This is a genomic window from Gemmobacter megaterium, from assembly GCF_900156815.1.
Taxonomy (GTDB): domain Bacteria; phylum Pseudomonadota; class Alphaproteobacteria; order Rhodobacterales; family Rhodobacteraceae; genus Wagnerdoeblera; species Wagnerdoeblera megaterium.
Window position 1 is genome coordinate 99,557 of sequence record NZ_FTOT01000007.1, and the last position, 11,266, is coordinate 110,822.

Consider the following 11,266-nt stretch of genomic DNA (forward strand, 5'->3'; position numbering starts at 1 on the left):
CTCAGCCCGCGCCCGACCACTGACCGCGCTGTTCCAGCACCTGTCGCAGCAATGTGGGGCGGTCGGTCATCAGCCCGTCGACCCCCATGTCCAGCAACGCCGACATCTGCGCGGACTCGTTCACGGTCCAGACCTGAACCTGAATGCCGCGCCGATGCGCCGCGCGGACAAAGCGGGGCGTGACAACCCGGATGCCCTTCCATTTCAGCGGCACCTGGACAACCGGAAAGCTGGCAGGCAGTGGCAGGCCCCATCCCCGCGCCCACAGGCGTGCAACGCCCCAATGCGCAGGCGACCAGCACAGTCCGGGGCCAAGCGCCGCCCGCAGCGCGGCGGTCCGGCCAGGATCGAACGCCCCCACACCCACCCGGCCCAGGGCATCCGCCCGCCGGATCACCTCGGCCAGCGGGGCGGCCACCGCATCCGCCTTGGCCTCGATATTCACCTTCAGGCGGGGAAAGCTGTGCAACACCTCGTCCAGCAGGGGCACCGTCGCGCCACCCCGGCTGCGGATCGTGGCCAGATCGGCCATGGTCACGTCCGCCACCGCGCGATCGACACCGAACATCCGCGTCAAGGTCGGGTCGTGATGCACCACCACTTTGCCATCGGCTGTCAGATGGACATCCAGTTCGACATGGCCATAGCCCAGCGCCACCGCATGGGCAAAGGCGGGCATGGTGTTCTCCTCGCATTCAAGGCTTCCGCCGCGATGGGCGAAGGCCGTGGGCAGCGGGCCATCAAGAAAGGGGTGCGGGTGCGCCATGACCACATGATGCCCAATGCCCGCCATCTGTCGAGGGGCAAAGCTGGCGCTTGGCAGCAAAGCCCCCGCGCGGCTATGGTCGCCACTGACCAAGCGGAGCGGCCATGAAGATCGCCTATGTCGTGAATACCTATCCCCGGCCCTCGCACAGCTTCATCCGGCGCGAGATCCGCGCGCTGGAGGCGCAGGGCCATCAGGTGATCCGCCTCGCGATGCGCGCCGATACCGCGCCGCTTGTCGATGCCGACGACCGGACCGAGGCAGCCGCCACGCATCGCGTGCTGGATCAGGGTGCCGTTGCCCTGCTGGGGGCCTGCCTGGCCGCCCCCTTCGCGCGGATGATACGGGCGGCAAAGCTCGCCGTGGCTTGTGGCCGCCGGGGGCGCGGTGGGGTGCCAGGCACCGGCGGGGTGGCGCGGCATCTGGTCTATCTGGCCGAGGCCGCCTATGTCGCCCGACATTGCCAGCAGCGTGGCGTGGATCATATCCATGCCCATTTCGGAACGAACTCCGCCACGGTCGCCATGCTGGCGCATGTTCTGTCCGGCATCCCCTACAGTTTCACCGTGCACGGGCCCGAGGAGTTCGACGCCCCGCGCGCCCTGTCGCTGGGCGAAAAGATGCGCCATGCCGCGTTCACCGTGGCCATCTCCAGCTTTGGCCGCAGTCAACTGATGCGATGGGCCGATTTCGCCGACTGGCCACGGATCCAGGTGGTGCACTGCGGTATCGACCCCAACCGCTTTGCGGACCCGGTTCCGATGCCGTCAGGCGCGGGCCATATGGTCGCTGTCGGTCGGTTGTCGGAACAAAAGGGCCAGATGTTGCTGATAGAGGCGCTGGCGCTGGCGGTTCAACAGGCGCCGGATCTGCGCCTGACACTGGTCGGAGACGGCGAGTTGCGCGCCCCGATCGAGGCCGCAATCGCCGCGCGCGGTCTGGCCCGCCACGTGCGGCTGACCGGCTGGCTGGACGAGGCAGGCGTGCGCGCCGAACTGGCCGACGCCCATGTGCTGGTCCTGCCCAGCTTTGCCGAGGGCCTGCCGATGGTGGTGATGGAGGCGATGGCCGCGGCACGCCCGGTTCTGGCCACGTCGATTGCGGGGGTGCCGGAACTGGTGGTGCCGGGCGAAACGGGCTGGCTGGTCCCTGCGGGTGACGCCATCACGCTGGCCGAGGCGATGGTCACGCTCGCTCGAACGCCCAATGACCGGCTGATGACGATGGGTCAGGCAGGCCGCGCCCGCGTGCTGGACCGGCACGATATTGCCCGCGAGGCGGCCAAACTGGCAAGCCTGATCGTCCGCTAACCTCGGCCGGTCAGTCGCGCCACCAGCTCTGCCACCTTTGCAACACCCAGTTTGCGCATGATGGCCGACCGATGCACCTCGACCGTCCGGGGGGAGATGCCCAGCGCAATGCCGATTTCCTTGCTGGAATGACCGTTGACGACATATCCCGCCACCTCGCGTTCCCGCAGGGTCAGCGGATCGGTCCCGGTGATCCGGTCGGGCAACGGATCAAAGGCCCAGAGAGTCAGACGGAACGGCTCGTCCGGTGTCAGGGTGCGGCCGCGCGCGCGCATCCACAATGTGGCACCCGACCGGCAGCGCATGAAGCGTTCATCCTCGTGCCGCTGCTGCCCCGCCAGACGGCGGGCCCAGCGGCTGCCGGTCTTTTCATAATCTATGCTGGAGGGGTACAGCAGGCGCACCGACTGCCCCTCGATCTCAGGCTGGGGCCAGCCGAACAGCGTTTCGAATTCGGCATTCACCTGCTGGATGTGCCTGTTGGACAGGATCATCAGCGCCACGGGCGCCTCCTGAAAGCCAAGCTGTGAGAGATCGGAGGGTGTCATGCAAAGCGATGGATACGGGTTTTCTACGTGTCTTTCTACAGGTTTTTACGTATATCACCAAGCCCCCGTTCTGCGCGAAGCTGAAGGTCAGGGAGGATTGGTCATGCAGGACATCCACATCATCGGCAGCGGTCATACCCGCTTTGGCCGTCTGAGCGAGACACTGGAAGAGTTGATCGTTGCCGCCGCACAAGAGGCGCTTGCCGAATCCGGGCTGGACCCCGCCGATATTGACGCGGTGTTTCTGGGTCACTTCAACTCGGGTCTGGTCAGTGACGGGTTTGCCGCATCGCTGATACATCAGGCGCATCCGGCGCTGCGGTTCAAACCTGCGGCGCGGTGCGAGAATGCCTGCGCCTCTGGCGCGGCGGCCATTCATGCCGGGATCAACCAGATCCTCTCGGGCAAGGCGCGGCATGTCCTGGTGGTCGGCGCAGAAAAGATGACCCACCGCAGCACTCCCGATGTAACGGCGGCACTGGCCGGTGCCGGCTACCAGAACGACCCGGCCGAAGCGGCGCTGAGCTTTCCGCAGGTCTTTGCCATTGCGGCGCAGACCTATGCCGATCGCTATAACGACCCGATGGATGCCATGGCCCGCATCGCCGCCAAGAACCATGCCAATGCGATGAAGAATCCGCTGGCGCAGATGCACAAGCCCTTTACCTACGACTTCTGCCGCCAGGTCAGCGACAAGAACCCGCTGATCGCGCCCCCGCTCCGGCTGTCCGATTGCTCGCTGGTGACGGATGGGGCGGCGGCCATCGTGCTGTCGGGCGATGCAGGCGATGCCCCGCGCCGGGTGCGGATCGCAGCGGCAGAACATGTGTCGGACTACCTGCCGATGTCGCGGCGCGATTTCGTCGCCTTCGAAGGGCCGGAGCGTGCCATCCGTGCCGCCTATGCCAAAGCCGGAATCGGGGTGGACGATCTGGATTTCGCCGAGGTGCATGATTGCTTCACCTCGGCAGAACTGCTGACATACGAGGCGATGGGCCTTACCCCCAAGGGCCAGGGCGCCCGCGCGATCGAGGATGGCCGCGTGCTGGCCGATGGCAAGACCCCGGTGAACCTGTCGGGCGGGCTGAAGGCCAAGGGGCACCCGGTCGGCGCGACGGGGGTATCCATGCACGCCATCGCGTTCCGCCAGTTGACCGGACAGGCCGGCGAGATGCAGCAACCGGGCGCCGAATGGGGCCTGACATTCAACATGGGCGGGGCGGCGGTGGCAAACTATGCCACCATCCTTCAGGCCGACCGCGCCTGAGGCCCGGCGATGAACATTGCAACCTGGCTATACCAGACCGCAAGGGCCTGGCCATTGCGCCCGGCCGTTATTGATGGCGGGGCACTGAAACACGACTATGCGGGGCTGTTGCAGGCTGTCTGCGACCGCGCCGCCGATCTGACAGCGCGGGGGATCGGGCCCGGCGACCGGGTGGCGATCTTTGCCAGGAATGCGCCGGAGTATATCGAGGCGCTGCATTCTGTCTGGTGGGTTGGCGCGGTTGTTGTGCCGGTCAACCACAAGCTGCACCCGCGCGAGGCAGAATGGATTGTGGACCATTCCGGCGCGCGGCTGGTGTTGACCGATGGCGGCGACGTATTCGATGGCCGCGCAGAACTGGCACTGGCGGCCCCCGTGGCACGCGGGGCACCGATCACACCCCCGGCGGTGCAAGGCGCCGCCGATCTGGGCTGGCTGTTCTATACCTCGGGCACCACGGGACGGCCCAAGGGGGTCATGCTGACCCATGACAACCTGATCCAGATGTCGCTGTCCTATGCCACCGATGTAGACCGGCCCCAGCGGGGCGACCACATGCTGTATGCCGCGCCGATGTCGCACGGCGCGGGGCTGTACATGTTCGCCCAGATCCGCGCGGCGGGCGCGCATGTCGTGCCGCTGTCGCGCGGCTTTGACAGTGCCGAGATCCATGATCTGGCGGGGCGGCTTGGCGGGCTGGTGATGTTTGCAGCCCCCACCATGGTCAAGCGGCTGATCACGCTGGCGCGCGAGACGGGCTGGGATGGCACCGGCGTGCGGACGATCATCTATGGCGGCGGCCCGATGTATGCCGCCGACATAGACGAGGCGCTGGCACAGTTTGGCCCAAGATTTGTCCAGATATATGGACAGGGCGAAAGCCCGATGACGATCTCTTACCTGTCGCGCGATCTGGTGGCCGATACCACGCATCCGCGCTGGCGTGACCGGCGCGCCTCGGTCGGGGTGGCGCAGGGCGCGTGCGAACTGGCCATTCTGGGACCGGATGATGCACCGCTGCCTGCCGGCGAAACCGGCGAGATCTGCGTGCAGGCCCCTACCGTGATGAAGGGATATTGGCAAAACCCGCAAGCCAGCGCCGAAACACTGCGCGGCGGCTGGCTGCATACGGGCGATCTGGGGCATATGGATGCCGACGGGTTCCTGTACCTGACCGACCGCAGCAAGGATGTGATCATCTCGGGCGGCACCAACATCTACCCCCGCGAGGTCGAGGAGGTTCTGTTGCGCCACCCGGCAGTGTTCGAAGTGGCCGTGGTGGGCGAGCCCGATCCCGACTGGGGGGAGCAGGTGGTCGCCTTCGTTGTCTTTGCCCCTGGCAAGGCGGCAGATCAGGCGACATTGGACCGCTGGTGCAAGGACAACATTGCAGGCTTCAAACGGCCAAAGCGCTACGAGATTGCGGACGCCTTGCCAAAGAACAGCTATGGCAAGGTCTTGAAAACCGAACTGCGCATCTGGCTGAAACGATGACCCGATCAGACCGTATCGCGCGGCGGTACGGTCAGGCCCTGGATCTGCGTCGCAAGGTAATCAGGCCCGAAATGGCGCCCGATCGCCTCGTGCGACTGGCGCGCGATATCGGGCATGATTGCCTCCATGCGATTCAACGGCCCCGCGACCGTGACGCAATAGATCCGCCCTTCTATTGCGATGGGCAGCGACACGCCGCCAAGATCAACACTGTAGTTCGATGCACTGCGGAACCACCCGCGATGCAGACCGGCGCGGATCTGGTCTTCGACGGCCTCAACGCTTAGCGGGGTGCCGACGCCATAGCGTTCGAACACCACCTTGCGCAGCAACGCCGCCCGCTGCGCCTCGGGCCACTGACTGATGATCGACTGCCCCGAGGCCGTTGCATGGATAGGGATCCGCTGGCCGACTTCTGCCGCATAGCGGACGCGGGCCGAGGATTGAATCACCTCCAGAAACACCACGCTGGTGCCCGCTGCAGCGCCGATGCAGACGGTTTCGCCGGTGCGTTCGCCAAGGTCACGGGCAAGGCGCAGCAGCGATTCGGGCAATGGCTCTGCCGCGACGATGGCCTGTGCCAACGACAGCCAGCGCGGGGTAGGATAAAAGCGCCCCCGCACCTCTGGCTCGAACAGGAAGCCCCGCGCGCTCAGGGTGGACAACAGATTGAATGTCGATGATCGCGGCCAGCCAAAGTGCTGCGACACCTCGGCCAGGCTGGCGGGTTTGCCTCGGTCCGCGAAAAACTCCAGCAGATCAAGAACATTGGCGACCTGTCTGACAAGCATGATGGGCCCTTTCGCTGCCGGCACAGAAGATCATCCGCCGAAGATGCGGCCTGAGTTGTCTATATATAAGAACAACAGATGCAGCCGCAACTGCCTTGTTCACGCTTCCGGGAACAAGGCCGGATTCTATCGCGCAAAAGATTGCCAATTCCTTCACTGTGACTGTTGACACAATCACCCAACTCCATTTCATTCACATATACGGACCAAATGTATAAATAACGGAACACTGTCTGTAGCGGCCTCCGCCGCCGCCACAGGAGGGGAGGACAATGCAAGCAACGGAAACACCCCCGGCCTCTGGCTGGTTGGGGCGGCTGGAAGCCATATTCATGTCCGTCTCTGCGCTGGCCATGATGGCAATCATGCTGATTGTCGTCGCTGATGTGTTTGGACGCTATGCGCTCTCCTCTCCGCTGTCATGGTCCTACGACATGATCGGCCTGTATATGATGGTCGCCGTGTTCTTTCTGGCCTTGCCCGACACGCTGACCCATCACAGCCATATCGCGGTGGACGTATTCCAGCCGATGTTGCCCGCGCGCCTCAAGCATCTGTCGCTGTCCCTTGGATACGCCGCAGCGGCGTGTGTGGTCGCGCTGATCGGCTGGGGCGGCTGGCTGCGGTTCTCCTCGGCCTGGGCGAATGATGACCGCATCGCCTCGACCGTCGCGCTGCCCACTTGGGTTCCTTATGCCATGGTGACGATCGGATCTGCGGTGATGACCCTGCGCTGTCTGGTGCGGGTCTGGGGTCATGGCACGGCGCTGATCACCGGCACGGTCACGCCGGGGCTGGAGCCTGCACCGCCACGCGCAGACGAAGACGGAGGCGTCTGATGCTGGTAACCGTTGTTCTTGTCCTGCTGGTGGTGCTGCTGGTCGTGGGCCTGCCCGTCGCGCTGGCGATGGCGATCTCGGGCGCGTTGGGTCTGTATTTCTATGGCGGATTTCCGATCCTGATGGGGATCCTGGGAACAACACCGCTGTCCACCGCCAACTCTTATGAACTCATCACCATTCCGATGTTCATCCTGATGGCAGAGTTCGTCATCATTTCCGGCATCGCATCGGATCTGTTTCGCTCGGCAACGATCTGGGTGGGCCGGCTGCGTGGCGGGGTGGCGATGGCCACGGCGATTGCGGGCGCGGGGTTCGGGGCGATCTCCGGCTCCAGCACCGCGGCGGCGGCGACCCTGGCCTCGACCTCGTTACCGGAAATGATGCGGCAGGGCTACGAGCCCAAGCTGGCAGGGGGTGTCGTGGCGATTTCCGGCACGCTGGCCATGCTGATACCGCCGTCTGTCGCGCTGATCTTGTATGGCATCCTTGCGGATGTCTCGATCTCTCGCCTGATGATCGCCGGGGTGATCCCCGGCCTGATTGTCACCATGACCATCATCCTGACGGTCGCCCTGCTTGTCGCCATCTGGCCCCATTCGGCCCCGCCGGGGCAGCGCTACAGTTTTGGGGATAAGGTGCGGTCCCTGCGGCGGGTCTGGCCCATGCTGGTGCTGTTCCTGTCGGTGACAGGCACGATCTATACCGGCATCGCCACCCCGACCGAGGCGGCCGGGATTGCGGCATTTGCAGCAATGCTGCTGGCCATGATGGAACGGAAACTGACGTTTCCGGCCCTGTGGGGCGCCCTGCGTCGCGCCACGCATACCACCTGCATGATCCTGTTCATCATCCTTGGCGCGCATGTCTTTGGCTATTTCTTCACCATCACCAGGGTGACGAACGACCTGGCGAACTGGGTCGGCGCACTGCCGATGACCCCGCTGGCCATCATGGGCGTCATCCTGCTGGGCTACATCATCCTCGGCTTCTTCATGGATCAGATCGCCATTCTGATCCTGACCGTGCCGGTTGTGCTGCCCATCGTGCTGCAACTGGGGTTCGATCCGATCTGGTTCGGGGTCATCGTGGTGGTGACGGCAGAGATCGGCATGGTGACGCCGCCGCTTGGCATGAATGTCTTTGTCGTCGCACGCTATACCCGCCGCCCCTTGGGCGAGTTGTTCCGCGGCGTGATGCCCCATGTCTGGGCGCATCTTCTGGTGATCGCGGCCCTGACGCTGTTTCCGGCGCTGGTCCTGTGGCTGCCGTCGCAAATGAACTGACGAAACCGATCAGCATCCAGTGGAGGAGATGGAAATGATCAAGGCAACAGCAGGCGCGGCACTTGCCGCCCTTATGACCACCGCAGCACTGCCGGCAATGGCAGAAACGATCCGGGTGGGCGACAGCTTCCCCGTTGGCCACTACATCGCCGAAAACATGACCAAGTACTGGATGGAACTGGTCACCAAGAACACGAACGGCGCCGTCACCTTTGAATATTTCCCTGCCGAACAGATGGGCAAGGCCAAGGATCTGCTGCAACTGACGCAAAGCGGCGTGCTGGACGTCGGATATGTCGGCGCGTCTTATGTGGCCGACAAGCTGCCGCTGTCGTCGGTCGGTGAACTGCCCGAGGCATTCACCACATCCTGCGCCGGAACCAAGGCATTCTGGCAGATCGCCAAACCGGGCGGCGCACTGGACAAGGCCGAATTTGCGCCCAACGGCGTGCGCGTCCTGATGGTGATGGTGTTGCCACCCTATCAGATCTTTACCAAGTCGAAGGAAATCACCGGGATTGACAGCTTCAAGGGGCTCAAGCTGCGCTCGACCGGCGCATCAAAGGAGATCGCAACCCGGTTGGTCGGCGCCGTTCCGGTCAGCATTCCCGCCCCGGAATCGCGCGAGGCCATTTCGCGTGGCACCCTGGATGGCATCCTGTTCCCGCATTCCTCGGTCTTGCCGTACGAGATTCATCCCCATCTGAAATATGCCACCCAGAACACGAACTTCGGGTCGTTCGTCGTCACCTACACGATCAGCCAGACGCGCTGGGACAAGCTGGCCCCCGAAGTGCAGACCGCATTGGCGGACGCCGGCGAGACCGCAACGATGCACGGCTGCGAGATTGCGGACGAGCTCGACGGAAAGGACAAGCAGACCATCGCCGATGCGGGCGTCACCTTCGTGGACCTGCCGCCAGCCGATGCCGCGAAGGTGGCAGAGATGATGGCCACGGTCGGTGACGAATGGGCCGACACGCTGGAGGGCCGCGGACGGCCTGCGCGCGCCATCCTCGCCGCCTTCCGCGACGCGCTGGAACAGTAGTGGCCGCTCCGGGCGCCAATAGCGCCCGGACACCCGCCGGGAGGACCACCATGAAACTAGTCGGCCAAGGCTACTACTGGACCGAGCTGCCCGTCGGTGCCCGCTTTCGCACCTTTGGCCGGACGATCACCGAAACCGATATCGTCAATTTCGTTTCGGTGGCCGGGATGCTGGAGTCGCTGTTTGTGGATGCCGAGTTCCGCGCCGGTCATTCGGCGATTCCCGGTCGCCCCGCGCCCGCCGCGCTGGTCCTGTCGCTATGCGAAGGTCTGGTTCTGAACGCCACCGGCCAGGGCACCGGGCTGGCCTTTCTCGGGATGGAACTGACCGTCAAGGCGCCAGTTGTGCAGGGGGACACCATTCACGTCGAGATCGAAGTGACAGAGCAGCGCGCTGCACAGAAAAACGGGCGCGGACTGGTCCGCACCCGCAACGAGGTGGTCAACCAGCGCGGCGAGGTCGTCATGGTGTACACCCCCTTGCGGCTTATGGCGGGTCCACCGGCGGAATAGCCTGCAAGATTCGTTCACTATTCTGAACAGATTTGGGGGGGCGCCTTCGGGCGCCCTCAAATATTTGCGCAAAAAGATCTATTTTTTCAGGAATCTGCGCCGAACCACTTGCGAAAGTGCGCCTGACATGATCCAAAATTATGCATGATCCGTCTACATACCGGAACCAAGACAAGGAACATTGCAGCCATGGGACCGCTGGCCGGGCTAAAGGTAATCGACCTGACATCGGTGGTAATGGGGCCGTATGCGACCCAGTTTCTGGGGGATTTCGGCGCCGATGTGATCAAGGTCGAGGCCCCTGTCGGCGACCTCGTGCGATCCATCGGATCGGGCCGGCACCCCGACATGGGGCCGATGTTCCTGAACTCCAACCGCTCGAAACGGTCCATTTCGATCAACCTCAAATCTCCCGAAGGCAAGGCGCTACTGCTGCGGCTGTGCAAGGATGCCGATGTTCTGGTCTACAATGTCCGGCCTGCCGCCATGGCGCGGCTCGGCCTGTCGTACGAGGATGTGGCGGCAGCCAACCCCGGCATCATCTATGCCGGCCTCTACGGCTATGGTCAGGACGGCCCCTATGCGGCACGCCCGGCCTATGACGACCTGATCCAGGGCGGCGCCACGGTTGCGCATCTGTTTCAGGCCTCGGGCAGCACCGAGCCGCGCTATATCCCCTCGGCGGTGGCCGACCGGGTGGTCGGGCTGATGGCGCTCTCGGCGATACTTGCCGCCGTCGTGGCGCGGAATTCCACTGGCAAAGGTCAGCGGGTGGATGTGCCCATGTTCGAAACCATGGTGGGATTCATCCTGGCCGATCACATGGGCGGGCTGACCTATGATCCGCCGCTTGATCGAGGGGGCTATGCCCGGCAGCTTGCGCCGAACCGGCGACCGCTCAAGACCGCCAATGGCCATGTCTGCGCCCTGATTTACACCGACGACCACTGGCGGCGGTTCCTGAAGGCCATAGGCGAGCCCGAACGGATGGACGACCCCCGCTTTGGCAGCTTTCGCGGGCGGAACGGCAACTATGACGTGGTCTACGCCTGGCTGCTGGAGAAATTCGAGACCCGCACCTCCGAGGACTGGATCAGCCTGCTGGACGAGATCGACGTGCCGGTGATGGCGATGCACACGTTCGAAAGCGTCCTGAAGGATCCGCACTTGCAAGCCGTGAACTTCTTTCAGCCAGCAGAGCATCCGACCGAGGGCCAGATCGTCACCATGGCGAACCCCGTCCGCATGTCGGGAACGCCGGTAGAACCGCCGCGGCTGGCGCCGAATTTCGCCGAACACACGCTGGAAGTGCTGCGCGAAGCAGGGCTGAGCCAGCCGGAAATCGACGCGCTGGTGCGCGACAAGGTTGTGACGGCGCGCTGACGCCGCGCCAACGGAGGATGAC

General features: G+C 64.2%; 11 protein-coding genes. 8 read left to right on the plus strand and 3 right to left on the minus strand.

Going from position 1 to position 11,266, the window contains the following annotated elements:
- Position 1: 1 nt before the first annotated feature.
- Entirely contained in the window at positions 2-793 is a 792-nt protein-coding gene (locus tag BW970_RS15700) for a glycerophosphodiester phosphodiesterase family protein (RefSeq protein ID WP_308469330.1), read from the minus strand.
- A 77-nt stretch (positions 794-870) separates the two neighbouring features.
- Here BW970_RS15700 and BW970_RS15705 point away from each other — a divergent pair, with 77 nt between their 5' ends.
- Positions 871-2,076: a glycosyltransferase gene (locus tag BW970_RS15705; protein WP_076533171.1), complete on the plus strand. Its 1,206-nt coding sequence runs from the start codon at positions 871-873 to the stop codon at positions 2,074-2,076.
- Here the strand turns inward: BW970_RS15705 and BW970_RS15710 are convergent.
- Positions 2,073-2,579: a helix-turn-helix domain-containing protein gene (locus BW970_RS15710; protein WP_200799302.1), complete on the minus strand. Its 507-nt coding sequence runs from the start codon at positions 2,577-2,579 to the stop codon at positions 2,073-2,075. The two genes, BW970_RS15705 and BW970_RS15710, sit on opposite strands and share 4 nt — an antisense overlap.
- 148 nt (positions 2,580-2,727) lie before the next feature.
- Between BW970_RS15710 and BW970_RS15715 the strand changes: the two genes are divergently transcribed.
- Together BW970_RS15715 and BW970_RS15720 are read left to right on the plus strand one after the other, a co-directional pair.
- Positions 2,728-3,891, plus strand: a complete 1,164-nt coding sequence (locus BW970_RS15715) for an acetyl-CoA acetyltransferase (protein WP_076533174.1) — start codon at positions 2,728-2,730, stop codon at positions 3,889-3,891.
- Positions 3,892-3,900: 9 nt separating this feature from the next.
- Positions 3,901-5,385, plus strand: coding sequence for a class I adenylate-forming enzyme family protein (locus BW970_RS15720; protein ID WP_076533175.1), 1,485 nt, complete (start codon positions 3,901-3,903; stop codon positions 5,383-5,385).
- Positions 5,386-5,390: 5 nt separating this feature from the next.
- Here the strand turns inward: BW970_RS15720 and BW970_RS15725 are convergent, their stop codons facing one another.
- Positions 5,391-6,176, minus strand: coding sequence for an IclR family transcriptional regulator (locus BW970_RS15725; RefSeq protein ID WP_076533177.1), 786 nt, complete (start codon positions 6,174-6,176; stop codon positions 5,391-5,393).
- Positions 6,177-6,448: 272 nt separating this feature from the next.
- Here BW970_RS15725 and BW970_RS15730 point away from each other — a divergent pair, with 272 nt between their 5' ends.
- The 5 genes from BW970_RS15730 (at position 6,449) to BW970_RS15750 (ending at position 11,244) form a co-directional block, all read left to right on the plus strand.
- A complete protein-coding gene (locus BW970_RS15730; RefSeq protein ID WP_076533178.1) occupies positions 6,449-7,015 on the plus strand; it encodes a TRAP transporter small permease in 567 nt (188 codons plus the stop codon).
- Positions 7,015-8,301 (plus strand): TRAP transporter large permease, encoded by a 1,287-nt coding sequence (locus BW970_RS15735; RefSeq protein ID WP_076533180.1) that lies wholly within the window; start codon positions 7,015-7,017, stop codon positions 8,299-8,301. The genes BW970_RS15730 and BW970_RS15735 overlap by 1 nt, the downstream gene beginning before the upstream one ends.
- 34 nt (positions 8,302-8,335) lie before the next feature.
- Positions 8,336-9,349 carry a TRAP transporter substrate-binding protein gene (locus BW970_RS15740; protein ID WP_076533403.1) on the plus strand — a complete coding sequence of 338 codons (1,014 nt, stop codon included), beginning with the start codon at positions 8,336-8,338 and terminating at the stop codon, positions 9,347-9,349.
- Between the two features lie 50 nt (positions 9,350-9,399).
- Entirely contained in the window at positions 9,400-9,861 is a 462-nt protein-coding gene (locus BW970_RS15745) for a MaoC family dehydratase (RefSeq protein WP_076533182.1), read from the plus strand.
- Positions 9,862-10,050: 189 nt separating this feature from the next.
- The gene (locus BW970_RS15750; RefSeq protein WP_076533184.1) at positions 10,051-11,244 is read left to right on the plus strand and encodes a CaiB/BaiF CoA transferase family protein; all 1,194 of its coding nucleotides are present in this window, start codon (positions 10,051-10,053) and stop codon (positions 11,242-11,244) included.
- Positions 11,245-11,266 lie beyond the last annotated feature (22 nt).

Bases quoted from the DNA above. Each gene is read 5' to 3' on its own strand.
- BW970_RS15745 (WP_076533182.1), top strand. From the start codon at position 9,400: ATGAAACTAGTCGGCCAAGGCTACTACTGGACCGAGCTGCCCGTCGGT.
- BW970_RS15750 (WP_076533184.1), top strand. From the start codon at position 10,051: ATGGGACCGCTGGCCGGGCTAAAGGTAATCGACCTGACATCGGTGGTA.
- BW970_RS15705 (WP_076533171.1), top strand. From the start codon at position 871: ATGAAGATCGCCTATGTCGTGAATACCTATCCCCGGCCCTCGCACAGC.
- BW970_RS15725 (WP_076533177.1), bottom strand. From the start codon at position 6,176: ATGCTTGTCAGACAGGTCGCCAATGTTCTTGATCTGCTGGAGTTTTTC.
- BW970_RS15730 (WP_076533178.1), top strand. From the start codon at position 6,449: ATGCAAGCAACGGAAACACCCCCGGCCTCTGGCTGGTTGGGGCGGCTG.
- BW970_RS15700 (WP_308469330.1), bottom strand. From the start codon at position 793: ATGGCGGGCATTGGGCATCATGTGGTCATGGCGCACCCGCACCCCTTT.
- BW970_RS15715 (WP_076533174.1), top strand. From the start codon at position 2,728: ATGCAGGACATCCACATCATCGGCAGCGGTCATACCCGCTTTGGCCGT.
- BW970_RS15735 (WP_076533180.1), top strand. From the start codon at position 7,015: ATGCTGGTAACCGTTGTTCTTGTCCTGCTGGTGGTGCTGCTGGTCGTG.
- BW970_RS15720 (WP_076533175.1), top strand. From the start codon at position 3,901: ATGAACATTGCAACCTGGCTATACCAGACCGCAAGGGCCTGGCCATTG.
- BW970_RS15740 (WP_076533403.1), top strand. From the start codon at position 8,336: ATGATCAAGGCAACAGCAGGCGCGGCACTTGCCGCCCTTATGACCACC.